This is a genomic window from Bradyrhizobium sp. CCBAU 11434, assembly GCF_028128895.1.
Lineage (GTDB): Bacteria > Pseudomonadota > Alphaproteobacteria > Rhizobiales > Xanthobacteraceae > Bradyrhizobium > Bradyrhizobium zhengyangense.
This window is the reverse complement of sequence record NZ_LBJX01000095.1, coordinates 133,593-158,360: the sequence shown is the minus strand read 5'-3', so window position 1 is coordinate 158,360 and position 24,768 is coordinate 133,593. Positions and strand designations below refer to the sequence as shown.

26 protein-coding genes and 1 tRNA gene are annotated in these 24,768 nt (G+C 63.9%); 23 read left to right on the top strand and 4 right to left on the bottom strand.

From position 1 onward, the window contains the following. The first annotated feature begins 9 nt into the window (after positions 1 to 9). From nrdR to XI06_RS26315, 13 genes are all read left to right on the top strand, one after another. Positions 10 to 492, top strand: coding sequence for a transcriptional regulator NrdR (nrdR, locus tag XI06_RS26375; protein ID WP_057756398.1), 483 nt, complete (start codon positions 10 to 12; stop codon positions 490 to 492). Continuing rightward, positions 489 to 1,637, top strand: coding sequence for a bifunctional diaminohydroxyphosphoribosylaminopyrimidine deaminase/5-amino-6-(5-phosphoribosylamino)uracil reductase RibD (gene ribD, locus XI06_RS26370; protein WP_271606891.1), 1,149 nt, complete (start codon positions 489 to 491; stop codon positions 1,635 to 1,637). Before nrdR ends, ribD begins: the two co-directional genes overlap by 4 nt. 1 nt (position 1,638) lies before the next feature. Then, complete coding sequence (locus tag XI06_RS26365) at positions 1,639 to 2,247, top strand: riboflavin synthase (RefSeq protein ID WP_237873926.1); 609 nt, start codon at positions 1,639 to 1,641, stop codon at positions 2,245 to 2,247. Between the two features lie 121 nt (positions 2,248 to 2,368). Then, positions 2,369 to 2,860, top strand: a complete 492-nt coding sequence (gene ribH / locus XI06_RS26360) for a 6,7-dimethyl-8-ribityllumazine synthase (protein ID WP_237861737.1) — start codon at positions 2,369 to 2,371, stop codon at positions 2,858 to 2,860. Positions 2,861 to 2,863: 3 nt separating this feature from the next. Further along, a complete protein-coding gene (gene nusB / locus XI06_RS26355; RefSeq protein WP_271606890.1) occupies positions 2,864 to 3,358 on the top strand; it encodes a transcription antitermination factor NusB in 495 nt (164 codons plus the stop codon). 28 nt (positions 3,359 to 3,386) lie between these two features. Continuing rightward, positions 3,387 to 4,376: a thiamine-phosphate kinase gene (thiL, locus tag XI06_RS26350; protein WP_271606889.1), complete on the top strand. Its 990-nt coding sequence runs from the start codon at positions 3,387 to 3,389 to the stop codon at positions 4,374 to 4,376. Between the two features lie 101 nt (positions 4,377 to 4,477). After that, positions 4,478 to 5,083, top strand: a complete 606-nt coding sequence (locus XI06_RS26345; RefSeq protein ID WP_237873920.1) for a hypothetical protein — start codon at positions 4,478 to 4,480, stop codon at positions 5,081 to 5,083. Positions 5,084 to 5,161: 78 nt separating this feature from the next. Further along, the gene (locus XI06_RS26340) at positions 5,162 to 5,770 is read left to right on the top strand and encodes a hypothetical protein (RefSeq protein ID WP_271606888.1); all 609 of its coding nucleotides are present in this window, start codon (positions 5,162 to 5,164) and stop codon (positions 5,768 to 5,770) included. A 296-nt stretch (positions 5,771 to 6,066) separates the two neighbouring features. Beyond that, positions 6,067 to 8,187: a sodium-translocating pyrophosphatase gene (locus XI06_RS26335; RefSeq protein ID WP_237861747.1), complete on the top strand. Its 2,121-nt coding sequence runs from the start codon at positions 6,067 to 6,069 to the stop codon at positions 8,185 to 8,187. A gap of 255 nt (positions 8,188 to 8,442) precedes the next feature. Beyond that, the gene (locus XI06_RS26330; RefSeq protein ID WP_271606887.1) at positions 8,443 to 9,687 is read left to right on the top strand and encodes a class I SAM-dependent methyltransferase; all 1,245 of its coding nucleotides are present in this window, start codon (positions 8,443 to 8,445) and stop codon (positions 9,685 to 9,687) included. A 35-nt stretch (positions 9,688 to 9,722) separates the two neighbouring features. Next, entirely contained in the window at positions 9,723 to 11,273 is a 1,551-nt protein-coding gene (locus XI06_RS26325) for an amino acid adenylation domain-containing protein (protein ID WP_271606886.1), read from the top strand. Positions 11,274 to 11,308: 35 nt separating this feature from the next. Next, positions 11,309 to 12,787 carry a hypothetical protein gene (locus tag XI06_RS26320; protein ID WP_271606885.1) on the top strand — a complete coding sequence of 493 codons (1,479 nt, stop codon included), beginning with the start codon at positions 11,309 to 11,311 and terminating at the stop codon, positions 12,785 to 12,787. Then, positions 12,784 to 13,056: an acyl carrier protein gene (locus XI06_RS26315; protein WP_237861755.1), complete on the top strand. Its 273-nt coding sequence runs from the start codon at positions 12,784 to 12,786 to the stop codon at positions 13,054 to 13,056. Before XI06_RS26320 ends, XI06_RS26315 begins: the two co-directional genes overlap by 4 nt. A gap of 53 nt (positions 13,057 to 13,109) precedes the next feature. Here the strand turns inward: XI06_RS26315 and XI06_RS26310 are convergent, their stop codons facing one another. Beyond that, positions 13,110 to 14,123, bottom strand: coding sequence for a Bug family tripartite tricarboxylate transporter substrate binding protein (locus XI06_RS26310; protein WP_271606884.1), 1,014 nt, complete (start codon positions 14,121 to 14,123; stop codon positions 13,110 to 13,112). 131 nt (positions 14,124 to 14,254) lie between these two features. Further along, on the bottom strand, positions 14,255 to 14,731 hold the full coding sequence (locus XI06_RS26305; RefSeq protein ID WP_237861759.1) for an outer membrane protein assembly factor BamE: 477 nt from the start codon (positions 14,729 to 14,731) through the stop codon (positions 14,255 to 14,257). A gap of 98 nt (positions 14,732 to 14,829) precedes the next feature. Here XI06_RS26305 and XI06_RS26300 point away from each other — a divergent pair, with 98 nt between their 5' ends. The 7 genes from XI06_RS26300 (at position 14,830) to XI06_RS26270 (ending at position 19,567) form a co-directional block, all read left to right on the top strand. Then, positions 14,830 to 15,384: a ubiquinol-cytochrome C chaperone family protein gene (locus XI06_RS26300; RefSeq protein ID WP_237873905.1), complete on the top strand. Its 555-nt coding sequence runs from the start codon at positions 14,830 to 14,832 to the stop codon at positions 15,382 to 15,384. After that, positions 15,381 to 15,965 (top strand): YceD family protein, encoded by a 585-nt coding sequence (locus tag XI06_RS26295; RefSeq protein ID WP_237861763.1) that lies wholly within the window; start codon positions 15,381 to 15,383, stop codon positions 15,963 to 15,965. The genes XI06_RS26300 and XI06_RS26295 overlap by 4 nt, the downstream gene beginning before the upstream one ends. 298 nt (positions 15,966 to 16,263) lie before the next feature. Continuing rightward, positions 16,264 to 17,325 (top strand): phosphate acyltransferase PlsX, encoded by a 1,062-nt coding sequence (plsX, locus tag XI06_RS26290; protein WP_237861765.1) that lies wholly within the window; start codon positions 16,264 to 16,266, stop codon positions 17,323 to 17,325. Then, positions 17,322 to 18,302: a beta-ketoacyl-ACP synthase III gene (locus XI06_RS26285; RefSeq protein WP_271606883.1), complete on the top strand. Its 981-nt coding sequence runs from the start codon at positions 17,322 to 17,324 to the stop codon at positions 18,300 to 18,302. The genes plsX and XI06_RS26285 overlap by 4 nt, the downstream gene beginning before the upstream one ends. Positions 18,303 to 18,435: 133 nt before the next feature. Continuing rightward, entirely contained in the window at positions 18,436 to 18,777 is a 342-nt protein-coding gene (locus tag XI06_RS26280) for an integration host factor subunit alpha (RefSeq protein ID WP_237861769.1), read from the top strand. 24 nt (positions 18,778 to 18,801) lie between these two features. Next, positions 18,802 to 19,380, top strand: coding sequence for a MerR family transcriptional regulator (locus XI06_RS26275; RefSeq protein ID WP_237861771.1), 579 nt, complete (start codon positions 18,802 to 18,804; stop codon positions 19,378 to 19,380). A gap of 109 nt (positions 19,381 to 19,489) precedes the next feature. After that, a tRNA-Pro gene (locus XI06_RS26270) sits at positions 19,490 to 19,567 on the top strand. Positions 19,568 to 20,080: 513 nt separating this feature from the next. On the opposite strand, the gene XI06_RS26265 is transcribed toward XI06_RS26270, so the two are convergent. Then, positions 20,081 to 20,710 (bottom strand): TetR/AcrR family transcriptional regulator, encoded by a 630-nt coding sequence (locus XI06_RS26265; RefSeq protein ID WP_237873904.1) that lies wholly within the window; start codon positions 20,708 to 20,710, stop codon positions 20,081 to 20,083. Positions 20,711 to 20,831: 121 nt separating this feature from the next. Here XI06_RS26265 and XI06_RS26260 point away from each other — a divergent pair, with 121 nt between their 5' ends. Beyond that, positions 20,832 to 21,806 (top strand): alpha/beta fold hydrolase, encoded by a 975-nt coding sequence (locus XI06_RS26260; protein ID WP_271606882.1) that lies wholly within the window; start codon positions 20,832 to 20,834, stop codon positions 21,804 to 21,806. Positions 21,807 to 21,948: 142 nt separating this feature from the next. On the opposite strand, the gene XI06_RS26255 is transcribed toward XI06_RS26260, so the two are convergent. After that, entirely contained in the window at positions 21,949 to 22,188 is a 240-nt protein-coding gene (locus XI06_RS26255; protein WP_237861777.1) for a hypothetical protein, read from the bottom strand. A gap of 318 nt (positions 22,189 to 22,506) precedes the next feature. Here XI06_RS26255 and XI06_RS26250 point away from each other — a divergent pair, with 318 nt between their 5' ends. Together XI06_RS26250 and XI06_RS26245 are read left to right on the top strand one after the other, a co-directional pair. Then, positions 22,507 to 23,415: a dihydrodipicolinate synthase family protein gene (locus XI06_RS26250; protein WP_237861779.1), complete on the top strand. Its 909-nt coding sequence runs from the start codon at positions 22,507 to 22,509 to the stop codon at positions 23,413 to 23,415. 146 nt (positions 23,416 to 23,561) lie between these two features. Beyond that, positions 23,562 to 24,533, top strand: coding sequence for an SDR family NAD(P)-dependent oxidoreductase (locus XI06_RS26245; protein ID WP_271606881.1), 972 nt, complete (start codon positions 23,562 to 23,564; stop codon positions 24,531 to 24,533). Positions 24,534 to 24,768 lie beyond the last annotated feature (235 nt).

The window sequence follows — 24,768 nt, the reverse complement described above, 5'->3', positions numbered from 1 at the left end:
GTCCAACGGATGCGCTGCCCGAACTGCAACAGTCTCGATACGCAGGTAAAGGACTCGCGTCCGACCGAGGATTCTTCCGTCATCCGCAGGCGGCGCGTATGCATCGCCTGCAATTTCCGCTTCACCACGTTCGAGCGCGTGCAGCTGCGCGAGCTCACGGTGATCAAGCGCAACGGCCGTCGCGTGCCGTTCGACCGCGACAAGCTGATGCGTTCGGTATCGATCTCCTTGCGCAAGCGGCCTGTCGAGCCTGAAAGGGTGGAGAAGATGGTCTCCACCATCGTGCGCGAGCTTGAGACCGGGGGCGAAGCCGAGATCTCGTCCGAGGTGATCGGCGAGACCGTGATGGAGCATCTGCGCACGCTCGACGACGTCGCCTATGTGCGCTTCGCCTCCGTCTATCGCAATTTCCGCGAGGCCAAGGATTTCGCCGACGTGCTCGGCGAGCTCTCCGGTGAGGAGGAAGCGCGGCTCGCCGCGATCCGCAAATGATCTTCCGCATCATGGAAGATCAGTTCGCCGCGAGGATCCGCGAATCCAAGGACGCCGATCGCCGCTTCATGCAGCTGGCGCTGGCGCTCGGCCGGCGCGGGCAGGGCCGCGTTTGGCCCAATCCGGCCGTCGGTGCGGTCATCGTCAAGGACGGCGTCATCGTCGGCCGCGGCTGGACGCAGCCCGGTGGGCGGCCGCATGCGGAGCCCGAGGCACTCCGGCGTGCAGGCGAGGCGGCGCGCGGCGCCACGCTCTATGTCACGCTCGAACCTTGCTCGCATTTCGGCAAGTCGCCGCCGTGTGCCGATGCGGTGATCGCGGCGGGCATCACACGCGTGGTGGCGGCGATCGAGGATCCCAATCCTGAGGTGGCGGGGCAGGGCCACGCGCGCCTGCGCGCTGCCGGCATCGCCGTGGATGTCGGCCTGTGCGCGGCGGAGGCGGCGTTTGACCATGCTGGCCATTTCCGCCGCATCAGGGACAAGCGTCCGCATGTGATCCTGAAGCTCGCGGTCTCGCCCGACGGCAAAATCGGCGCTGAAGACGGCAAGCCGCTGGCGATCACGGGCGAAGCCGTCCGCGACCGCGTGCATCTGTTGCGCGCCTCGAGCGATGCCATCCTGGTCGGCATCGGCACGGTGCTGGCGGATGATCCGCAGCTCAACTGCCGCCTGCCGGGCATGGAAGCGCGTTCGCCGTTGCGCATTGTCCTCGACCAGAACTTGCGAATTCCGGCGTCCAGCCAGCTTGTTCGTTCTGCGCGCGAGACGCCGCTCTGGGTGATGGCTTCCGAGCTAGCGGAAGCCGCCGCGGCGACGCGCCTAGGCGCGGCCGGTGCGCAAATCATGCGCATGCCGCCGAATGGTGCAGTCGGGCTCGACCTTCCGGCCGTGCTCCATGGTCTCGCCGACAAGGGCATCACGCGGCTGATGGTCGAGGGCGGCAGCCGCGTTGCGGCCTCCTTCGTGTCGGCCGACCTCGTCGACGAAATCTGGCTGTTCCGCGGAGCGGAAGAGGTGGGTCCCGAAGGCGTCGATGCGCTCGATGCATTGCCCCTGTCGAAAATCACGCAGTCGCAGGCCTACAAGGTTCATGCTAGCGAGACATTCGGCCACGATACTCTCACCGTCTACGAGCGCGCCTAACATGTTCACCGGCATTGTCACAGATATCGGCGAAATCGTCAGCTTCAAGCCCGTGGCGCAGGGGCAATTGCACCGTTTGCGCATCGCTTGCGGCTACGACCAGACCACCATCGCCGATGGCGCCTCGATCGCCAGCAATGGCGTGTGCCTGACTGTGGTTGCTTCCGGCGTCGCGAACGGCAAAACCTGGTATGACGTCGATGCCGCCGCCGAGACGCTGGCGCTGACGACGGCCAAACGCTGGAAGCTCGGCACCAAGCTCAATCTCGAGCGTGCGCTCAAGATCGGTGACGAGCTCGGTGGCCACATCGTCGCCGGCCATGCCGACGGCATTGCGACCATCGTCAGCCGTGAGGACCTGCCCGACATGGCGCGGTTCGAGCTCTCCACGACGCGGGAGCTGGCTCGGTTCATCGCCACCAAGGGCTCGATCACGCTCGACGGCGTCTCGCTCACAGTCAATACAGTGAAGGACGTGACCTTTTCGGTGCTGATCATCCCGCATACGCTCGAAGTCACGACGATCGGCGGCTGGAAGGCGGGCACGGAAGTCAATATCGAGGTCGATCTGATGGCCCGCTACGCGGCGCGGCTGACGGAAATGAAGTGACCGGCGAAGGCGTCATTCCGGGTTCGGCTCTTCGAGCCGCCCCGGAATGACAGTTTCTAACTTGGCTTACACACCTGCGGCGACTACATAACGCGCCGACCCAGTAAAACGGATTTAGACGATGGCTGACGCGCGACGCGCACCCCTGAAGGACCAGACCGACATTTCCGGCGCGCGTGCGCTGGTGGTCGAGGCGCGGTTCTATGACGATCTCCAGGATGCGCTTCTGGACGGCGCGGTCACTGAACTGAAGGCGGCCGGCCTGACCCATGACGTCATCACGGTTCCGGGCGCGCTGGAGATCCCAGCCGCGGTTGCGATCGCCGTCGACGCAGCTGCGGCGAACGGCAAGCCTTATGATGCGGTGATCGCGCTCGGCTGCGTGATCCGCGGCGATACCATTCATTTCGAGATCGTCTCGCAGGAATCCTCGCGTGCGCTGATGGACCTTGCGGTTGCGCGAAAACTGCCCCTCGGCAACGGCATCCTCACCGTCAACAATGAGGAACAAGCCTGGGCGCGGGCGCGCGCCAGCGAGCTCAATAAGGGCGGCGATGCCGCGCGCGCGGCACTTGCGATGCTGCGCATCAAGCGCCGCCTGGCGCGGGCCTGAGCCATGGCTGACATCAGGAAACCGGCTGCGCCTCCGGAGAAGAAAGCGAACCGTCGCGGGGCGGCGCGGCTCGCAGCCGTGCAGGCGCTGTACCAGATGGATATCGCCGGTGCCGGCATCAACGACATCTTCGCCGAGTTCGAGAGCCATTGGCTCGGCAACGAGGTCGAGGGCGACACCTATCTGCCGGCGGAAGCCGCGTTCTTCCGCGACGTCGTCTCCGGCGTCGTGCGCGACCAGAAGACGCTCGATCCCCTCATCGACGAGGCGCTGTCGAAGGGCTGGCCCTTGAAGCGGATCGAGGCGATCCTGCGCGCGGTGTTGCGGGCTGGGGCCTATGAGCTGCAGCATCGCAAGGACGTGCCGGGCCGCGTCGTCGTGTCCGAATATGTCGATGTCGCCAATGCCTTCGTCGACCGCGAGGAGACCGGCATGGTCAACGCCGTGCTCGACCAGATCGGCCGCCAGTTTCGCGGTGACGAGTTCGGGCGGGGGTAGGTGACGCCGGAGGTTGGGACTGACATCGATGACCCCTCTGCACAATCCTTCCGCCGAAGACTCCCTCATCGCGCGCTATTTCAAGCCGCTGGCGACCGATCCCGGTGCACTCGGGCTGGTCGACGACGCCGCGATCCTCTCCTCTTCCGGCGACGACATCGTCGTCACCACCGACGCCGTGGTCGAGGGCGTGCATTATCTTGCCACCGATCCCCCCGACACCGTCGCGCGCAAGGCGCTGCGGGTGAACCTCTCTGATCTCGCCGCCAAGGGCGCTTCACCTGCCGGCTTCGTGCTGACGCTGGCGCTGCGCAGCAAGGAGGATGCCTGGCTGAGACCGTTCGCCGATGCACTCGGCGAGGACGCCAAGACCTTTGCGTGTCCGCTGCTCGGCGGCGACACGGTGTCGACGCCGGGACCGCAAATGATCTCGATCACCGCCTTCGGCCGGGTACCGAAAGGGCGGATGGTTGGCCGCACCGGCGCAAGACCGGGCGACCTTGTCTTTGTGACGGGGACGATCGGCGATGCCGCGCTGGGCCTGGATGTGCTGACGGGTGGTGCGGCCGCGTCCGCGGTGACCGACCCGGCTGCTCGAGACTATCTGATCGGCCGCTATCGCGTTCCGCAGCCACGCAGCGCATTGGCGCACATCGTGCGAGAGCATGCGAGCGCGGCAATGGACGTGTCGGATGGCCTGGCAGGCGATCTCGCCAAGCTCTGCGCCGCCTCTGGCGTCAGCGCAATGATCGATGCGCACCAGGTCCCGGCGTCACCGGCCGCCGCCATCGCGGTCTCCGCCGTCGGGCTCGAGACACTGGTGTCGGGCGGCGACGATTATGAGATCCTGTGCGCGGTTCCGGAAGGACGCAGCGCAGGCTTCTCGCGAGACGCCGGGCAGGCCGGGGTTCAGGTCACGATGATCGGTACAATCATTTCCGGCCAGGGAGCGCCGCAATGGATCGACGCGCAGGGCCGCGAGGTCACGCTGCGGCGCTTGTCCTACAGCCATTTCTAGACCCGGATATATCAGTGGTTCGCCGGGAGGCGAGCGCAGGCTCTCCGCTTTTCGCGATATCAGGGTAATATCGGCAATCGCAACGGACGGGCTTGATTCGGATGACGGCAGCTTCAACTGCGGGCACACTGCAGATTGTTCCCGGCAGGGAATGCGGAAGCTGCTCGCTGTGCTGCAAGGTCTACGACATTGTCGAACTCGGGAAGGCCGCCGGCAAATGGTGCGGGCAGTGCAAGCCCGGCCGTGGCTGCAAGATCCACGACAATCTGCCGACCCAATGCGCGGAGTTTAACTGCCTTTGGCGAACCGACGCGGCGATGCCGGCGCAGTGGAAGCCCGACCAGGCGAAGATGGTGGCCTCCATTCACCCGATCACCCGGAACATCCAGATCCAGGTCGACCCGGGCCTGCCGTCGGCTTGGAGCCGGCAGCCCTATCACGATCATCTGCGGCAGTGGGCCAAGCAGAACATGCCGAAAGGCATTTACGTCGTGGTCTTCGTCAATGACCAGGCGACCCTCGTGCTGCCGGACCAGGACGTGCCGCTGGGCCCTCTGACACCGGAACAGGCCATTGTGGTTCGCCTGGAGCCCGGTCCGAACGGGGGCGTCTATGAGGTCAAGGTCTCGACCACGCGGACCATGCCGGACGGTCAAACGGTCGAAGTCGGATCCACGTCCCGCTATCCCGTGAGGTCGGCGGCCTAAGACCAGCCTCTCACAATCCCCGCGAAAGCCTCTCGATGTATCAGCGCCAGGAGGTGGGCAGCTGATGGATATGTTCGGATGACGGCGGTCATTTCGGGGTCGGGCGAGGCACCGGTCGCTCAGGAGCGCGCGTGCGGAAGCTGCACGCTCTGCTGCAAGGTCTACAATGTGGTCGCTTTCGGCAAGCCCGCCGGCACGTGGTGCTCACATTGTGAGCCCACCTTGGGCTGCGCGATCCACGATGTCAGGCCAAGCGAATGCGCGGCGTTCGACTGCCTCTGGAAAACCACGCCGGCACTGCCCATGCATTGGAAGCCCGATCAGGCGAAGATGGTGCTGACGGTGCATCCAAAGACCAACAACATCCAGGTCGTGGTTGATCCCGACCTGCCATCGGCCTGGACGCGGCAGCCTTACCACAGCCAGTTGCGCGTGCTGGCGAAGAGCAACATGGCGAAAGGCCATCTTGTGATTGTGTTCGTTGGCGAGCAGGCGACGCTGATCCTGCCCGATCAGGATGTGCCGCTCGGCGTCCTCTCGCTCGACCAGGTCATCTCGGTGACGCTGGAGCCGGGCGTCGGTGGCGGCGTCTACGAGCTCAAAATCTTCAACCGACGCACAACGGCTGACGGGCAGACGTTGGAATTGGCGTCTTCATCCCGGCATCCCGTGAGGGCGGCCGCTTAGGCCAAGCCCGCTGACGCCAAGCCCGCTGACGCCAAGCCCGCTTACGCCAAGTCCTGCCAAGCGTGGCGGCCGGCTGCGGGAGCTGCCGGCCCGGCGCTCGGGATTAGGTCTAAATACTTGCCGAGATCGGCTTTTTCGCACCTCTACGGCGTTGCACCCTCAATTTGATTTTGGCAAGCTTGTGGCTGACTAAAGCCGCCTGCGGGCGGCTTTGTTCAAAATCAAGGCGCCGCACCGCACGACGGACAACAAAAGGCGCCGGGGGTCGTACATCAAGGATCTGAGGCAAAAATCAAATGACAGCATTATGGTTGATAGTGCTCTGCGGAGTGCTTTCCGTCGTCTACGCGATTTGGGCGACGTCTTCGGTGTTGAGTGCAGATGCGGGGTCGCCGCGCATGCAGGAGATCGCGGGAGCGGTGCGTGAAGGCGCACAGGCCTATCTCCGGCGCCAGTACACCACGATCGGCATCGTCGGCATCGTCATCTTCGTGCTGCTCGTCTATTTCCTCGGCCTTTATGTCGCGATCGGTTTTGCCATCGGCGCCATCCTGTCGGGGGCGGCCGGCTTCATCGGCATGAACGTCTCGGTTCGCGCCAATGTGCGCACCGCCCAGGCCGCCACGACGTCGCTCGCCGGCGGCCTCGAGCTCGCCTTCAAGGCAGGCGCCATCACCGGCATGCTGGTGGCGGGTCTCGCGCTGCTCGGCGTGACCCTCTATTTTGGCTTCCTGGTTCACTCGCTGAAGCTTGCGCCCGATAGCCGCACGGTGGTCGACGCCATGGTGGCGCTCGGCTTCGGCGCCTCGCTGATCTCGATCTTCGCCCGTCTCGGCGGCGGCATCTTCACCAAGGGTGCTGATGTCGGCGGCGACCTCGTCGGCAAGGTCGAGGCCGGCATCCCCGAGGATGATCCGCGCAACCCCGCCACCATCGCCGACAATGTCGGTGACAACGTCGGCGACTGCGCCGGCATGGCGGCCGACCTGTTCGAGACCTATGCGGTGACCGCCGTCGCCACCATGGTGCTCGCGGCGATCTTCTTCGCCAAGACGCCGATCCTCGCCAACATGATGACCCTGCCGCTCGCCATCGGCGGCATCTGCATCATCACGTCGATCATCGGCACGTTCTTCGTGAAGCTCGGGCCGAGCCAGTCGATCATGGGCGCGCTCTACAAGGGCCTGATCGCAACCGGCGTCCTCTCGCTGATCGGCATTGCCGTGGTGATCTACTACCTGATCGGCTTCGGCAAGCTCGAAGGCGTCGATTATACCGGCATGGCGCTGTTCGAGTGCGGCGTGGTCGGCCTGGTCGTCACCGCGTTGATCATCTGGATCACCGAATACTACACCGGCACCGACTATCGCCCGGTGAAGTCGATTGCGGCGGCGTCGGTGACCGGCCACGGCACCAACGTGATCCAGGGTCTGGCGATCTCGATGGAGGCGACGGCGCTGCCCGCGATTGTCATCATCGCCGGCATCCTCGTCACTTACAGCCTTGCCGGCCTGTTTGGCATCGCGATCGCGACCGCTACCATGCTGGCGCTGGCCGGCATGATCGTCGCGCTCGACGCGTTCGGTCCGGTGACCGACAACGCCGGCGGCATCGCCGAGATGGCGGGCCTGCCAAAAGAGGTGCGCAAGTCGACCGACGCGCTCGACGCGGTCGGCAACACCACCAAGGCGGTGACCAAGGGTTACGCGATCGGCTCCGCCGGTCTCGGCGCGCTGGTGCTGTTCGCGGCCTACAACCAGGACCTCAAGTTCTTCATCGCTGACTCCGCGAACCACCTCTACTTCAAGGGCGTCAATCCGGACTTCTCGCTGAACAATCCTTACGTGGTGGTGGGCCTGCTGTTCGGCGGCCTGCTGCCATATCTGTTCGGCGCGATGGGCATGACGGCCGTGGGCCGTGCGGCCAGCGCGATCGTGGAAGAGGTGCGTCGGCAGTTCCGGGAGAAGCCGGGCATCATGCAGGGCACCGACAAGCCTGATTACGGCAAGGCGGTCGACCTGCTGACCAAGGCGGCGATCAAGGAAATGATCATCCCGTCACTGCTTCCGGTGCTGTCGCCGATCTTCGTCTACTTCGTGATCTACGCGATCGCGGGCGGCGGCCCGGCCGGCAAGTCGGCGGCGTTCTCGGCGGTCGGCGCCATGCTGCTCGGCGTCATCGTCACCGGCCTGTTCGTCGCGATCTCGATGACCTCGGGCGGCGGCGCCTGGGACAACGCCAAGAAGTACATCGAAGATGGCCACTACGGCGGCAAGGGCAGTGATGCCCACAAGTCCGCGGTGACCGGCGACACCGTCGGCGATCCCTACAAGGACACGGCCGGCCCCGCGGTGAACCCGATGATCAAGATCACCAACATCGTGGCTTTGCTGCTCCTGGCGATCCTGGCGCACTGAGGCACGATATCGCGTCGAACCAGGACCCCCGTGGCGCAGGCTGCGGGGGTCCTTGCTTTTGGGACGGCCGGGCGCCGTGCTTTCAGCCTCGTTCTGGCCCGGAGCGCCCGTACCGGTTACCGGGAGCAGCAGGGCCGGGGTGGATCCCAGCACCGTATTTAAGGTTGCTTAACCGCCTGCATTCTAGAGTTTCGAGAGGTTTCTGACGGCATTTCAGCAACGTTCCGGATTGCGCATGTGGGGCGGTCCCATGTCGTGGACGGCGCGATGCGCTCTCAACGTGCTCGGGCGCGCCTTGCCTGTCGACTGCAAGAGGAGGTCCCGTTGCGTGCGCTCCCAATGAACGAGATTGAGCGGGCACTGGCGGCGCACCCGGACGTGGCGGACGCCGTCATGAGCGTCGAGGAGAGCCACGATGGCCGCCAGTTCAAGGTCGCTTTCGCGGCCATTCATCCCGATCGTCTGAGCGCCGGCAAGGCGAAGCGCCTTCAGGCCGAGACGGATCGCAGAGTGACGCAATGGCGTCGGGCTTTCGACCAAGTGTATCGCCACAGCCCTGACAGTGTCGCGCCGTCATTCGTGGGCTGGACCAGCAACTTCACCAATAAGCCCATTCCCGAAGCCGAAATGATCGATTGGCTGGATTGCACGATCGAGCGCATTCGGGCTCTCGGTGCGAGACGGATATTGGAGGTCGGGTGCGGGGTTGGATTGCTCGTCGAAAGGCTCGCGCCCGGGTGTGAGGTCTATTGCGGGACCGATCTCTCGCCAGTGGCGGTTCACCGATTGCGCGCCTTTGCGCAGTCGAAGGCCGAGCTTCGGCATGTCGAATTTCTCGAGCGGGAGGCCACGGATCTCGGCGGCTTGTCGCCGCAATCGTTCGACGCGGTGGTGATCAACTCGGTCGTGCAGTACTTCCCCGGCATCGAATATCTGCACACGGTGCTGGAAGAGGCCGTCAAGCTGGTGGCTCCCGGCGGTCATATTTTCGTCGGCGACGTTCGCAACCTCGAGCTCTTGCCGGTCTTCCACCGTGAGGTTCAATCCACAAAAGCGTCGGCGGGCGCCACGCCTGCGTCGCTCGAGCGCAAGATCCTGCTGTCGATTGCCCAGGAGCGCGAGCTGGTTATCGACCCCCAGTATTTTAGAGCGATCTCCGAATCCATTCCGCAGATTTCGGCTGCCGAAATCCAGCTCAAGCGCGGATCGAGCTATGAGCTGACCCGGTATCGGTACGATGCGGTGCTGCGTGTCGATCCCGAGGCTGTTTCTGCGCGCGGCATGAGCCGGGGCCTCGCGCCGCAAACGGAACCCTGGATCAGCGAGGGGAGGCCGTTGGCGACCGACCCGATGGCTGCCGCGTTCCTCCAGCAACTCGGCATGGAGCTCAGCGAGGCGTTGCGGGGGGCAATTCTCCGAGGAGCAATTGCCCGCGGCCGTGATTGCACTGAGCCAGCGCGATTTTGCCGACATGATGCCGGCGCCTTCGATCGTGCCTGATGATCCCGTCCACCAGGAGCAGGTTGAGGCCTAAGATGACGGCTCATAATCTGGCGCTGCATTTTGAACAGGTCGTCGCGTCCTCGCCGGACGCCGTCGCCCTGCTCTGCGAAGGCGAGAGCTTCACCTTTTCGGAGCTCAACAGTTCCGCAAACCGGCTGGCGCGATGGCTGACCTCGCAAGGCGTCGACAGGGGCGCGGTGGTCTGTCTCGAGTTGCCGAAGATGGCCGAAGCCTATGCTCTCGCCATGGCTTGCATCAAGATCGGAGCGCCGTATGCGTTCCTTGATCCGGCTGCCCCCGCGGAACGCGCCCGGCTGATGCTGGAGCGATGCCGCCCGGCGCTGATTGTCAGTGTGCGCGAGGGATTTGGCGCGCGGGCAGTGATTGGCGATGCCGACGCCCGCGCGGCCTTGCGTGATGCCGTGTCGCGCCTTGACGATTCGAACCTGCCGCAAACCGCTTTGATCACCGGGGTTGATCCGGCCTACGTGATGTTCACGTCGGGCTCGACGGGCGAGCCGAAGGGCGTGGTCATCCCGCATCAGGGCGTGCTTCACCTGATCGCGTGGGCGAAGCACGATCTTGGCATTGGATCCGGCGATCGGTTGACGAATGTCAATCCGATCTACTTCGATAATTCAGTCTTCGACATCTATGCCGGATTGCTGAACGGGGCCGCGATCGTTGCGCTCGACGCGCTGAAGGGGCGGCCTCCGGCCGAGCTAGTGTCGGAGATCACGAAGCATCAGTGCACGTTCTTCTTCGCCGTTCCGACACTCTTCATGTTCCTGGACTCCATGCACCTGTTGAGTCCCGATTGGCTGCCGAGCGTCAGCCGGTTCATGTTCGGCGGCGAGGGATTTCCGCTGGCGCGACTTCGCCGGTTCTATGACGCGTTCGCCGGCAAGGCGAAGTTGATCAATTGCTATGGCCCGACCGAAACAAGCTGCATCTGCAGCGGTTTCGAGATCGTCGAATCCACCTTCGACACCGTCGAGGGGTTGGCTCCCTTGGGGAAGCTCAATCCCAATTTCAGCTACCGGATTCTGGACGACGACATGAAACCCGTTCCCGCAGGCACGGCGGGCGAGCTGTGGCTGGGAGGTCCGGGCGTTGCGCTCGGCTATATCAACAATCCGCAAGAGACCGCTCGTCGCTTCCGTCAGGATCCATTGATTGAGGGCTACCGATCGATCCTTTATCGCAGCGGTGATCTGGTCGAGGCCGAAGCTGGCACTGGTGTGCTCCGCTTTCGTGGCCGTGCCGACAATCAGGTCAAGCTTCGGGGATACCGGGTCGAGCTCGAGGAGATCGATCACGCGCTGGTCGCATGCAAGGGGGTCACGCGTGCGCTGGCCGTCGTGCTTCACGATGCCGGAGGCGCAAGCCGGCTACTGGCCGCCTATGCGGGTGCGAAAATGACGGAGAGCGAGTTGCGCCAGCACTGCGCCGCGCATCTTCCCGCCTACATGGTGCCGAGCCGGTTCATCTGGCTCGAAGACATTCCCGTCAACGCCAATGGCAAGGCGGACAGGCGCTCGGTGGCATCGCTGCTCGGTGAAGCTGTCGCAAGGGCCTCGTAGATGCCAAAGCCCGCAGCGTCCACACGCGTTGTCCGATGAGCGTCGAGAGCCAGCCCTATGATGGTGCGGCGACGGGTTTGCTCGCGAAGCCGCCATGGCGGCTGATCCCTCAAATCGATCGTGACCCGACACTCGTGGCGGGTGTGCAGGAGGCTCGCGGCCGCGTGTTGCTTTTCTGCGCGGTCGGGCTGCTGGCGTTGCTGTTCTGGCAGATCAATATCGACTTCTCGGCCGCGGGTCTGGCGCTGGCCTGCGCCTACGCGGGGCGATATCGGCGCGTCCTGATCTTTCTGGCGACCTTGCTCCTGCTTTGCAGCAACGGCTTCCTGGTCGACCGCGCGTTTCTTGCCCGGATGGCAATCGACGAAGGCGTTGCGGACCGGATCGACCAGCCGCTGCTTGACGCGGCCATGGTGGCCGTGACGTTTGTGCTGTTCTCGGGATTGCTGGCCATGCAAAGGGCGGGAGCCATCACGCTCCGCCGCCCGACGCTCAGCCTGCTACTCGCATTCCTGGCGCTTGTTGGCGTCACGCAGGCCAGTTTCATGGCCGGCACACCGCGCGTTCTGCTGTGGTCGTTCCTGATGACGTTTCAGCCGTATCTGTGGTTCCTTGCCTACGGTCTGATGGATTCGGTCAAGGATCGATCTCCGGTGTGGCAGCACCTGAGCGTTTTTCATCCCTTCTGGGGAGCGACGCTGACGCCGTTCGGCAAGGGACTGTCCTATCTCCGCCGCTTCGAGGCCAAGACGTCGGAGGAGCTCGCGGTCACGCAGCTCAAGGGCGTCAAGCTTGCGGCCTGGGTCCTGATCCTGGCGATCGGCAAGATCTGTATCGGCGAATTTGTCCACGGTCAGTTGCGGCTTCCGATGTTCGACGACAATTTGCTGCAATATCTCGCAGGTCATCCCCAGCCGCGCCTGGTGGGGTGGGCGAGCGTTGTGGTCTTCTTTGTCGACGATCTGCTGAGCATGACCGTGTTCGGCGGCACCATCGTCGCGACGGCGCGTCTCGCCGGTTTTCGGCTGTTGCGCAACACCTATCGTCCCCTGGAGTCGGCGACGCTGGCCGAGTTCTGGAACCGTTATTACTTCTACTACAAGGAGCTGCTGGTCGATCACTTCTTCTACCCGACCTTTGTTCGCTATTTCCGCGGCCATCGCCGGCTTCGCATGTTCTTCGCCACCTTTGCCGCGGCCTGTGTCGGCAATTTGCTGTTCCATTTCATCCGCGACATTCACTTCGTCGGCGAAATGGGGCTTTGGCGGGCCGTGATCGGCGAGCAATCCCACGCATTCTACACGTTCATCCTGGCCGTCAGCGTGGGGCTCTCGCAGATGCGTCGCGTACCGCAGCCGGCGCCGAAAGGATGGCTGCGCGGCCGTTTGCTGCCTTGCCTGTGGGTCTCCAGCTTCTTCTGTCTCATTCACATCTTTGATGCGCCGTTGGACCGTGAGCACTCGCTCTGGCAACGCGCCGAATTCCTGTTCTATCTCCTGGGAGTAACGACATGACCACGACAGCGCGCCCTGAAGTCAGATCGCGGATGCGGCACTACATCACGCAGCGCCTCATCATGAAGGGCGACAGTTCGCCGCTGAGTGACGACGATCTTCTGTTCACCAGCGGGCGTCTCGATTCACTCGACGCGGTCGAGCTGATCATGAGCATCGAGACCGATTACGGGATCAATTTCTCCGACATCGGTTTCGACCTGACGCGCCTGGACTCGATTTCGGCGATTGCCGGTCTGGTGCAGCAGCCGTCGGCCGAACCTGTCTGAAACCAGCCCGGAAGCAGGTCGGAGTTGCGGCACAGTGTTGTCCACCCGAGGAGCTACTGCACGTCCATCTGCAATCCTTCCTTCTGGATGATGCCGGCGAACTTCCTCGTCTCGGCGTCCACGAAGTCCGCAAATTGCTGCGGTGTGCCGTAGTCGGCGCGCGCACCCATGGCGGTAATCTGCTTCCTGATGTCGTCGCGCTCCAGCATCGCCTTGACCTGGAGATTGAGCGCGTCGAGCACGGGCGCAGGGACGCCCTTTGGCAGAAACACCGAGAACCACGACGACACGTCGAAATTCGCAAGCTCTGGTGCGCACTCCCGCATGGTCGGCAGGTTCGGTGCGAGCTCGCTGCGCTCGGTGGTGGTGACGCAAAGGCCGTTGAGCGTGCCGTTCTGCACCTGCGGCAGGCTCGGATAGAGATTGTCGAACAGGACCTGGATGTCGCCGGCGAGCGCGGCCTGGAGTGCGGGGCCTGCGCCGCGGAACGGGATGTGTGTCATCTTCAGCCCGGTGAGCTGGAGGAACCAGGCGCCGGTGAGGTGAGGGCTCTGGCCGACGCCTGACGAGGCGTAGCTAAGCTTGTCCGGATTGGCCTTCAGATAGGCGATCAACTCGGCGACCGACTTGATGTCGGTCTTCGGATGCGCCGACACGATGTTGGGGATCCGGATCATGTTGGAGACGGGCTGGAGCTGGTCCGGCTTGTAGGTGAGGTTCTTGAAGATGCTGTAGGCGATCGCATTCGGACCGGGGTTGCCGATCAGAATGGTGTGGCCGTCGGCCTTGGAACGAACGACCTCGGCCGTCCCGATCGTGCCGCCGCCGCCCGAGCGGTTTTCCACGACTGCGGTCTGGCCCCAGGCGGATTGGAGATGAGCGGCGAGCAATCGGCCCATCACGTCGGTCGAGCCGCCGGCCGCAGCCGGCACGATGATACGGACGTTCTCGGTCGGCTTCCAATCGGCAAGGCTCGGTCGCGGCAGGATTGCTGCGGCCGTCAGGCCCGCGGCGCCGACGAGTACCCGACGGCGGGACAACAATCTCGTCCGAAGCTTCTTAGGCACCTATCCTCTCCCTGCTTTTTGTTTTGCAGAGAGCGTAGGGAACCGGGCGCACAACGGCAAGTCGCGTGCAAGCGCAAGCGCCGCGCGAAGAGCGTCACGACGCCGCAGGCAGACGGTGTCAGCTCACGATCTCAGTTGAAGCTGAGCAGCTTGAACAGCGGCGCGAGATAGCTCATCTCCTGACCCGACGTCGGCGTGGTGCGACTGATGGAGTCGAAGATCTTGCCGTCCTGGAGGCCGTAATTCGCAAGCCGGCGTACGCGCCGGTTCTTGTCGAAATAGATCGCGATCACGCGCTGATCGACCACCTTCTGGTTCATGAAGGCGACCACGCGCTCCGAGCGCTGCGAGATGTAATAGAACACCTCGCCGTCCAGCGTCGCGACGGTGGAGGGCGTGCCCATCACGATCAGCACCTGGTCCTGGCTCGCGCCGATCGGAATCTGCTCGAGCGCGCCGGGCGGCAGGATGTAGCCCTTCTGGAATTGTTCGCCGGTGCAGCCCGCAAGGGCGCCGCCGACCAGAGCCACGGCCACGAGCATGCGCCAGCGTGCATGAAGGCCGCGCCGCCGAGTTGCGCGCAGGCTGGTCTGGTTCGTTATCGTCATAGCGGAACTGATTCCGTCCCCTTGCGTCGCGCGAGGCGCTGAAGTACCGGGCGGAGGCTCTGAATGCAACTCGCGCGCGCCCGCTTGCGGAAACCACAATGCTTTGGCCGTTCAATCACTTCAGGAAACCCCGGCTAGCCCCGGCCGGCACCATTGAAGCCATCTATGGCATGATCGTGACGCAGGCGCGAGAACCCATATTTTACCGGGACTTGGGCGTGCCTGATACGGTTAACGGCCGTTTCGACCTGTTGTTGCTGCACCTCTGGCTGTTGCTGCGGCGGCTGCGGACTGTCGTCCAGGGCGGTGCGGAGCTGTCGCAGGCCCTGTTTGATCGCTTTTGCGAGGACATGGACGACAATCTGCGCGAGATGGGCGTGGGCGACCAGACCGTCCCGAAGCGGATGCGGGCGTTCGGCGAGGCTTTTTACGGCCGCGTCCAGGCTTACGACCAGGCGATCGCGGCGGGCACGGAGGCGCTGGCGCAAGCGATCTGCAAGAATATCTTGAATGGCTCAGGGCTGGATCAGGCGAGGCGGCTCGCCGCCTATGCGGAGGTGGCTGATGCCGATCTCGGCCAGGCCGGCGATTCCGCCCTGTTGCAAGACTCTTTCAGGTTTCCCGCGCCGCTTCGGGAGGATGAGACGTCATGAACCGATCGATGACCGGGTCCGGACCGGATCCCTGGCGTTCACCCGTAACGGTGGCGCAAATTCCCGATACGGGGCTTCACCGTGAGCTCGAAGCTTCGGCGGCCGAGCGTCGGGCCATGGCCGATCTCGCCGGCCTGCGCGACATTCTGTCGGCCCATGCCGATTTCGACGTCGAGCCGAAGAGCGGCGGCCGGGTCCAGGTCACTGGCCGGGTCCGGGCTAGGGTCGGCCAGACCTGCGTGGTCACGCTCGATCCGATCGAGAGCGAAATCGACGAGGAGGTCGATCTGACTTTTGCGCCTGAGGCCGAGACGCGGCGGCTGGAGGACCTGATCGAGCAAGGGCAGGACGACGACGGGGAGCCGTCGGAGGTCGCCGATCCGCCCGAGGCCATCGTCAACGGGATCATCGACCTCGGCCGGATTGCGACCGACGCGCTGTTCCTGGCGATCGATCCTTATCCCCGCAAGCCGGGTGTCGTGTTCGAGACTGAAGTCACTGCTCTCGATCCCGAGGACCATCCGTTCGCGGCGCTCAAGGCGCTCCAGGACAACCAGCAGGGCAAGAAGAAAGGCAAATAGCTGGGCATTCCCCCGTAAGACCGCTGTCCCGCGTGGCGTGAGGTCCTTACTGGACCGGTTTGAAAGGCCGGCTCATCCGTTTGATTATTATGATATTTCTATAAATCTGAGCGCCGGCCAGCAGGTCGCCCTTAGTCCAAAAGGCTGGGGGCAAGAGGTTGTTTCGGGATAACAAAACGCTATTGTCGCGCCCCGGTCCGGGTGCGGCGTGGCGCTTGGCCGGTCGCCATGTCCATGGCGAACCCATTTTGCGGCCCGCTCGTTCAGGACCGCACCAGACCAGGTTTCCGGGACTTTTATGCCAAGCAAGGTTCGCATCGCGCTGGACGCCATGGGGGGCGACGACGGCGCTGCCGTGGTCATTCCAGGCGCAGCCATTTCCCTCGCGAGGCATCGGGACACTGAATTCCTGCTGGTTGGGGACCGCGCCAGGATCGAGCCCGAGCTCGATCGGCATCCCCAGCTCAAGGCCGTATCGAGGATTATCCATACCGACGTCGCCGTCAGCGGCTCGGACAAGCCGAGCCAGGCCCTGCGACGCGGCCGCAAGACCTCCTCGATGTGGCTCGCCATCGACGCGGTGAAGAAGGGGGAGGCCGATGTCGCGGTCTCCGCCGGCAACACCGGCGCGCTGATGGCGATGGCCCGGTTCCATCTGCGCACCCTGCCTGGCATCGATCGCCCGGCCATTTCAGCGATATGGCCGACCACGCGCGGCCAGTCAGTGGTGCTCGATCTCGGCGCCACGATCGGGGGCGATGCGCGCCATCTGGTGGCGCTCGCGGTGATGGGCGCAGCCATGGTGAGCGTGGTGTTCGACAAGAAGCGCCCCACGGTCGGCCTGCTCAACATCGGGACCGAGGAGATCAAGGGGCACGAGGAGATCCGCGAGGCCGCCGAGATGCTGCGCGCGATGAACCTGCCGGAACTCGAATATATCGGCTTTGTCGAAGGCGACGGCATCGGCAAGGGGATGGCCGATGTAATCGTGACCGAGGGCTACAGCGGCAACATCGCGCTCAAGGCCGCCGAGGGAACCGCGCGCCAGATGGCGGAATTACTTCGTCACGAGATCCAGCGGAGCTGGCTCTCCAAGATCGGCTATGTGTTTGCCCGCAATGCCTTCCAGGCCCTGCGCGACAAGATGGACCCGAACAAGTCGAACGGTGGGGTTCTGCTCGGGCTGAACGGGATTGTGGTCAAGAGCCACGGCGGAATCAACGCCGAAGGCTTTGCCTATGCGATCGATGTTGGCTATGAGATGGCTCACTACGATCTCCTGAACAAGATCAATCAGATGCTCAACCGCGAGGGTAGTGCACTCAATTCCGTGCAGACCGCGCAGGAGGCTGTTTCGTGACTCAAATTCGTTCGGTCGTGCTCGGCTGCGGCTCTTATCTGCCGGAGCAGGTGGTGACCAACGCCCAGTTGGCGGCGCGTATCGACACGTCCGACGAATGGATCGTCCAGCGCACCGGCATTCGCGAACGGCACATTGCGGCCGAGGGCGAATTCACCTCCCATCTGGCGATCAAGGCGGCGCAGGCCGCGCTTGCCGATGCCGGCGTGGATGCGCAATCGATCGAGCTGATCGTACTCGCGACCTCGACGCCCGATAACACCTTCCCTGCAACGGCGGTCGCCGTGCAGCACGGGCTCGGCATCAACCATGGTGCGGCGTTCGATCTGCAGGCCGTGTGCTCGGGCTTCGTGTTCGCGCTGGCCACCGCCGACAATTTCCTGCGCACCGGCGCCTTCAAGCGCGCGCTGGTGATCGGCGCCGAGACGTTCTCGCGCATCCTCGACTGGAACGATCGCGGCACCTGCGTGCTGTTCGGCGACGGCGCGGGCGCCGTTGTGCTGGAGGCACAGGAGCAGCCGGGCAAGGCTGCCACCGACCGCGGCGTGGTGACGACGCATCTGCGCTCTGACGGCCGGCACAAGGCAAAACTGTTCGTCGACGGCGGGCCGTCCTCGACCCAGACGGTCGGTCACCTCCGCATGGAGGGCCGCGAGGTCTTCAAGCATGCGGTCGGCATGATTACCGACGTGATCGTCGACGCCTTCCAGGCGGCCGGGCTCAATGCCGACAGCATCGACTGGTTCGTGCCGCACCAGGCCAACAAGCGAATCATCGACGCCTCCGCGCACAAGCTCCATATCGCGCCGGAGAAGGTGGTGCTGACGGTGGACCGCCACGGCAACACCTCGGCGGCCTCTATCCCGCTGGCGCTGTCGGTGGCGCGCAAGGACGGCCGCATCAAGCGCGGCGACATGGTTCTGCTGGAGGCCATGGGCGGCGGCTTCACCTGGGGCTCGGCGCTGGTGCGCTGGTAAAGCCACATCAGATAAAATTTTGCCGGAATCTGCGCCGATATCGATGCGTCTGCATTGATGAACGGTGTTGACCGCCGTAACGTAAGTTCATAATTTCAGACAACAATTGTTCGCCGTGATGTGGGGCAGGGCGATGACCGATCAAAGTAAAACCGTAACGCGTGTGGATCTCTGCGAGGCCGTCTACCAGAAGGTGGGCCTGTCGCGGACGGAATCGTCTGCGTTCGTGGAACTCGTGCTGAAGGAAATCACCGATTGCCTTGAGAAGGGCGAGACGGTGAAGCTGTCCTCGTTCGGCTCCTTCATGGTCCGCAAGAAGGGCCAGCGCATCGGCCGCAATCCGAAGACCGGCACCGAGGTGCCGATCTCGCCGCGCCGGGTGATGGTGTTCAAGCCGTCGGCGATCCTGAAGCAGCGGATCAACGCCCAGCACCGCACCAATGGCGATGCCAGCAAGACTCAACCCGAGGCGTAACCGCCATTCGGAAAGGACGGGCATTTGGACAAGGCGCCGGATGCGTTCCGAACCATCAGCGAAGTAGCGCAGGAACTCGACATTCCGCAGCACGTGCTGCGGTTCTGGGAGACCCGCTTCTCCCAGATCAAGCCGATGAAGCGCAGCGGCGGACGCCGCTATTACCGCCCTGACGATGTCGACCTGCTCAAGGGCATCCGCCGCCTGCTCTACGGCGAGGGCTACACCATCCGCGGGGTGCAGCGGATCCTGAAGGAGCACGGCGTCAAATCGGTGCAGGGCTTGGCCGACGGTGCAGCCGCGGTCTCGTTCGGGGCGATCGAGGACGCCATCGGCGCGAGCCTGATGGAGCCCGACGACGAGCCGCCCATCAAGGGCATCACGGATGCCGACGATGACGACTACCAGGGCGACGAGGAGGAAGGCATCGACTTCCGCTTCACGGAGGTCGACGACGAGGAAATCCTCACCACTTTCCGCAAGGGCGGCACATCAGCCGCGCCGGCCGGCCCCAGCGCGCTGGACCGGGAACGGCTGGGACGGGTGCTCGCCGATCTGGTCGCCTGCCGGGAAATGCTGGATCAGGCGCTGAAGGACGGTTGACCGCGCTTTACCTCAGCTTTGCGGTCAGTTCCGGAGCTTTGAGCGAAGACACCAAAATGGTGTGGCTCTCCTTGCGCATCGCTCCGATCCTAGCTAATGGAACGACGTTCGGAGCGTGGCGCAGCCCGGTTAGCGCACTAGTCTGGGAGACTAGGGGTCGGAGGTTCAAATCCTCTCGCTCCGACCATTTTCTTCAGAGAATGGCCAAGTGCTTGCGCGATCGCGGGATCGGCAAGCGATCGGCTGTCCTTCAAGCAATCCGTTGTTAGTAGCTGGCGGTCAGCACCCGCCGCGCGGACAGGACAGGTCCGCAGGAGGCTTGCCACGAGCCCAGGTCGGGACGGCGAAGGCAAGTTGATACTGTCCCATCGTGTCCACGAGGGAGGCTTGCGCGCTTTGGAGGCGTTTGGTCAGCCCGCCGACGTTGAGGTCCAGCGTTGCGTCGATGGCCAAAAGCGACATCGAGACGCACGCAACGGTCCCTGCGATGGCGATCGCCTTCCATTCTGGTGACTGAATCATCTGACTTTGTCAGGTAATTACCTTCCGTGCAGGATTCAACCCCGGCATAGCTTGGCGCACGCTTTCTTGAATTGCGGCAGTTAGGTAACGAGGTGAGGCGTGTCGCTCTGGTCGCCCGCGAATCGATCGCGGCCTTGATTCGATGACGTCCAGCGACGACCTGGTTCAGGAACGAATGCTAGGCGGATGGCCGCAGATATCCCACCACCATCCGCGTCGTCTCATCCACCAACGTCCGCACGATCTTGTCCGGCAGCGTCTCGGCCTGGTTCAGTACCGTGTTGTGCGCGACGGCTTCGATGGCGCTGACGCAGATGAAGGTCGCGACATCGAGGTCGATCCTGCGCATTTCCTTGCGACGGCTGTCGAGATAGGCGCGCACGAGCGCGTGGACCTCGCGGTTGAAGGCTTCGACGTCGAGCTTGCCCGCGCGCGGGATCTGCTCGGCGAGCACGCGATGCAGTTTGGGGTTGATGCGGTGCGCGTCGATCGCGACGGTGACGAGGCGACGCACGGCTTTCTCGATCGGCATGTCGGCAACCTCGAGGAGCGTTGCACGGACGATCGCCATGATCTCCTCGTTGTGACGATCGATCACGGCCGCGACGAGCGCCTCCTTGCTTGGGAAATATTGATACAGCGAGCCGACGCTGACGCCGGCGGCCTCGGCGATCCGGTTGGTGCTCGTCTTCTCGAAACCGTCCTTGACCAGAATGCGAGCAGTCGCCTCGACCAGCGCGTCGACGGTGGCGCGGGATCGCCGCTGCGAGGCGCTTTTTCGGGGTTTTGTCGGCGCTTTGTGGGCCACGGCCTTGTGATCCGAATGCGAGTTGGAAAAGCGAGCGAATGCTCGCATTATAACGGCAAGTGGCGGCGGGTCAGCAAGCCTCTTTGTCGCCGCGTCGGACGAGCCAGATGGGGATGTGGCCATGAGCGTTGCCAGGATCGTATCGGCCTTGCAGTTTTGCCCTGAGGGTTGCGTGTTCAGTCCGCGCGCCCGGCGCGATCCCGCGCCGAGCCTGCAGAGCCGGCTGTTCAACTTGCTGCTGCGGCAGCTTCCCTACAAGCAGCAGCTCGCCTCCGCGGAAGCCGTGCAGGCACGTGTGCAGAAACTCGCGCTGGAGCCTGCATCATTCGAGCCGACGGGTTTGGGGCCCGGCGTCGATGCGATGCTGACCAAGATGGGCGGCTGGCCGGTCTATTACACCGCGCCGTCGTCGGGCCATGAGGGCTGCAACTTCGTCATGTTCCTGCATGGTGGCGGCTACATCAACGAGATCGTGCCGGCGCATTGGCGCTTTGTCGGCCAGATGACACGCGAAGCGGGCGTCGTCTGCGTCGTGCCGATCTACCCGTTGGCGCCGCGCGCCACTGCGAAGGATGTCGTGCCTGCGACGGCCGAGCTGTTGCGGATGCTGCTGGAGGATGCGGGGCAGGCAAAGGTCACGGTGGTCGGCAATTCGGCCGGCGCGGGTCTTGCGCTTGCGGCGTGCCAATGGCTGCGCGATCGCGGTCACCGCCAGCCGAACCGGCTGGTGCTGATCTCGCCTGGAGCCGACGCGTCTGTCAGCCGCCCCGAGCAAGCGGAGATCGCCGCGCGCGATCCGATCCAGGACATTCCCGGCATCATCGAGGCCGGGCGGCTCTATGCCGGCGAGCTCGATGTCGGCCATCCCTTCGTCAGCCCGCTCAACGGCGCGTTCAGAGAGCTGGCGCCGATGACGATCTTTTCGGGCACACGCGATCTGCTCTACCCTGACAGCGTCGATCTCGCCGCGCGAGCACGATCAGCTGGTGTGCCGGTCGAGTTGCATCTGTGGCGGAACCAGCCTCACAATTACGCGCTGATGCCGACGCCGGAGGGCCGGCGGGCGCGTGCGATGATTTTGGGTGCGGTGGTTTAAGAGGGAGCGTGACTGGTGTCACGCTGCGCGCTGCCTCGCGCGAGACTTTGGTGCTGCGAGACCTTGGCGCCGGTCGTGCCGCGCGGAGGGACGGTGCGGCCCCCGGGGGGCGTCTCCTCGGTATCGGTAGTTTTGCGGGGCCTTAGGCGTGCCCCTTGATCTCGTAGTGACCCGGCACGCACTTGTAGCGCTCGAGGCGCCAATTGACGTGATAGATCGGATGCTCGTCCATCCATTTTGCGAGCGGGGCCTGTGCACCGACTGCACATGCCATCATCGACATGTCGGGCGTCATGTTGCTGTCGGTCACGATTTCCTCGACGCAGCTGCCCGAGGCAGCAGCGCCAAGCCGGCAGAGCACGGCAACGACGGTTATGAACATTCCAGTCACCTCATCGGTAGTTTCGACCACGAGGAGGATGCAAGCCGAGTGCCACAGCCTGTGTCGGAAACGACACGCCGGCCGGGCCTGCTCGCCCCAGTGCCCCATTTGACGATTCGGATTGTAAAAAAATTGCTCCTGAACCGAAGCCGGACAAATACGGGAACCGCAGGGGAATCGATCCGTAGGAATGCTGGATTTCAGGGGCAGCTTCGCGCCGCCAGCGCTTCTCAGGTCTCGCGCAGCCGATAGGCTTCTCGTGGACACCCGCCGAGAGAGCGGGCCGCCACGAGGGTTTTGGAAACGCGAGGGCAGACCATGAAGGCACGACCGACCGGCGTGATCCCGCCGATGACGACACCGTTTCGGAGAGACGGCGAGATCGACTACAAGCTCGTTGCGCCCCAGGTCGACTGGATGATCGGTGCTGGTGCACATGGGGTCGCGGCCGGTGGTTCGACCGGCGAGGGTCACACGCTCGACCACGAGGAATATCGCGACCTGATCGACGCGACGGTCGAGGCGGTGAACGGACGCATTCCGGTCATTGCCGGCATCATCGTCGATTCCACGCGCGATGCGATCCGCCGCGGCAAGCTGGTGCGCGACATGAATGTCGCGGCCCTGCAGGTGACGCCGGTGCATTATCTGTTCAAGCCGGATGACGAGGCGATGGTGGCGCATTTTCGCGCCATGGCTGAAGAAACCGGCATGCCCATCATCATCTACAATGTTGTGCCGTGGTCATACCTGTCGCCGGCGCTGCTGACGCGGATCATGACCGAAGTGCCGCTGGTGGTCGGCGTCAAGCAGAGCGCGGGCGATTTAAAACTGTTCGCGGACCTCATGATGATGGCGCCGGACAAGCTGATCTACAGCGCGGTCGATGCGCTGATGTATCCGTCCTACACGCTCGGCGCCCACGGCTCGATCGCCGCGATCCTGACCGCTGCGCCGCATGCTTCCGTGGCGCTGTGGAATGCCGTGAAGGCGGGCGACCATCCGCGCGCGCTCGAGCTGCACAAGAAGCTGCTGACACTGTGGAACGCGATCATTGCCGACAATCTGCCGGCCTGCACGCGTTACGCGCAGACGCTGCAGGGCCTGCCCAGAACCTATCCGCGTGCGCCAATGCCGGAGGCTTCACCCGCGCAGCAGGCGGCGACCCGCAAGGCGCTGGATGCGCTCGGCGCGCTGGACGGGCCGCAGATCGAGGCAGCCGAATAGTCCGCACGCCGAAATAACTGATGTCGAGACACAGCGCCGATCCGCTTTTACCTGCGGATGCGGCGCTGCTACATTTTGCGCGCGTCGCATGCGCGGCGCGCCAACGACGAAGAAACAGTCCGACAAGGGGAGGGGCCGAAAGTCCCATGAAGGAATTTGCTGGAAAGATCGCAGTCATCACCGGTGGCGGCACGGGCATGGGGCGGGAGCTCGCGCGGCAGCTCGTGGCCGAGGGCTGCAACGTTGCGATGTGCGACGTGTCGGAAGCCGCGATGGCCGAGACCAAGCGGCTGTGCGAGGTCGAGAAGCTTCCGCAGGGCCTGCGCGTGACCACCCATGTCGCCGACGTCTCGATCGAAGATCATCTCAAGCGTTTTCGCGACGAGCTCGCCGAGCAGCAGAAGACGGACAAGATCCATCTGCTGTTCAACAATGCCGGCATCGGCGGCGGCGGCAGCCTGTTCACCAACACGCGCGAGCAGTGGGAACGCACCTTCAACATCTGCTGGGGCGGCGTCTATCTCGGCGTCCGCACCTTCCTGCCGATGCTGGTTGCGGCGGACGAAGCCCACATCGTCAATACCGCCAGCGTCAACGGCTTCTGGGCCTCGATCGGCATGGGCCAGGCGCACACCGCCTACAGCTCGGCGAAATTTGCGGTGAAGGGATTCACCGAAGCGCTGATCAACGATCTCCGCCTGCACGCCCCGCATGTCAAATGCTCGGTGGTGATGCCCGGCCATATCGGCACCTCGATCGTCTCCAATTCGCGCAAGGTGCAGAGCGGCGACGGTTCGGAGCGTCTCAACGCCGACGAGGTCGCGCTGACCCGCAAACGCATGGTCGCGGCCGGTGTGCCAGATGCTGACAAAATGTCGGACGAGGACATCCGGGCGGTGTTCACCGAGCGCGCCCGCAGCTTCCTCGAGGATGCACCGACGACCGCTGCGCAGGCTGCCAAGATCATCCTGGATGGCGTCAAGGCAGAGCGGTGGCGCATACTTGTGGGGGATGACGCAAAGCGTCTCGACGAGCGTGTCCGCGCGACGCCCGAGCAGGCCTATGACCGCGCGTTCTACGAAAGCTTTACCCAGGAGGTCGGCTGGCGGCTTGGCTGACGCGCTTTGGCGGAGGCGGTCGATAACGGCGCGCGTAGGTAGGCATGATCATCGTCATCGCAAGGGGTAGGCAACACATTTTACTCGGGATTTGTGGCCGCCCCTTGCTTATCTTAATGACCTTATGACGCAACGGAATGTGACTCATGCAATGATATTCCCGCGTTCAAGCGATGGTGATCTTGTTCGGGTCCCATTCGGCCTGCCGCAGCTTGGTCGGTGAACTAAAATAGTT

Excerpts from the sequence above, each read along its gene's own strand:
- nrdR (WP_057756398.1), top strand. The coding sequence starts at position 10 with ATGCGCTGCCCGAACTGCAACAGTCTCGATACGCAGGTAAAGGACTCG.
- ribD (WP_271606891.1), top strand. The coding sequence starts at position 489 with ATGATCTTCCGCATCATGGAAGATCAGTTCGCCGCGAGGATCCGCGAA.
- XI06_RS26365 (WP_237873926.1), top strand. The coding sequence starts at position 1,639 with ATGTTCACCGGCATTGTCACAGATATCGGCGAAATCGTCAGCTTCAAG.
- ribH (WP_237861737.1), top strand. The coding sequence starts at position 2,369 with ATGGCTGACGCGCGACGCGCACCCCTGAAGGACCAGACCGACATTTCC.
- nusB (WP_271606890.1), top strand. The coding sequence starts at position 2,864 with ATGGCTGACATCAGGAAACCGGCTGCGCCTCCGGAGAAGAAAGCGAAC.
- thiL (WP_271606889.1), top strand. The coding sequence starts at position 3,387 with ATGACCCCTCTGCACAATCCTTCCGCCGAAGACTCCCTCATCGCGCGC.
- XI06_RS26345 (WP_237873920.1), top strand. The coding sequence starts at position 4,478 with ATGACGGCAGCTTCAACTGCGGGCACACTGCAGATTGTTCCCGGCAGG.
- XI06_RS26340 (WP_271606888.1), top strand. The coding sequence starts at position 5,162 with ATGACGGCGGTCATTTCGGGGTCGGGCGAGGCACCGGTCGCTCAGGAG.
- XI06_RS26335 (WP_237861747.1), top strand. The coding sequence starts at position 6,067 with ATGACAGCATTATGGTTGATAGTGCTCTGCGGAGTGCTTTCCGTCGTC.
- XI06_RS26325 (WP_271606886.1), top strand. The coding sequence starts at position 9,723 with ATGACGGCTCATAATCTGGCGCTGCATTTTGAACAGGTCGTCGCGTCC.
- XI06_RS26320 (WP_271606885.1), top strand. The coding sequence starts at position 11,309 with ATGAGCGTCGAGAGCCAGCCCTATGATGGTGCGGCGACGGGTTTGCTC.
- XI06_RS26315 (WP_237861755.1), top strand. The coding sequence starts at position 12,784 with ATGACCACGACAGCGCGCCCTGAAGTCAGATCGCGGATGCGGCACTAC.
- XI06_RS26305 (WP_237861759.1), bottom strand. The coding sequence starts at position 14,731 with ATGACGATAACGAACCAGACCAGCCTGCGCGCAACTCGGCGGCGCGGC.
- XI06_RS26300 (WP_237873905.1), top strand. The coding sequence starts at position 14,830 with ATGCTTTGGCCGTTCAATCACTTCAGGAAACCCCGGCTAGCCCCGGCC.
- XI06_RS26295 (WP_237861763.1), top strand. The coding sequence starts at position 15,381 with ATGAACCGATCGATGACCGGGTCCGGACCGGATCCCTGGCGTTCACCC.
- plsX (WP_237861765.1), top strand. The coding sequence starts at position 16,264 with ATGCCAAGCAAGGTTCGCATCGCGCTGGACGCCATGGGGGGCGACGAC.
- XI06_RS26280 (WP_237861769.1), top strand. The coding sequence starts at position 18,436 with ATGACCGATCAAAGTAAAACCGTAACGCGTGTGGATCTCTGCGAGGCC.
- XI06_RS26260 (WP_271606882.1), top strand. The coding sequence starts at position 20,832 with ATGAGCGTTGCCAGGATCGTATCGGCCTTGCAGTTTTGCCCTGAGGGT.
- XI06_RS26255 (WP_237861777.1), bottom strand. The coding sequence starts at position 22,188 with ATGTTCATAACCGTCGTTGCCGTGCTCTGCCGGCTTGGCGCTGCTGCC.
- XI06_RS26250 (WP_237861779.1), top strand. The coding sequence starts at position 22,507 with ATGAAGGCACGACCGACCGGCGTGATCCCGCCGATGACGACACCGTTT.
- XI06_RS26245 (WP_271606881.1), top strand. The coding sequence starts at position 23,562 with ATGAAGGAATTTGCTGGAAAGATCGCAGTCATCACCGGTGGCGGCACG.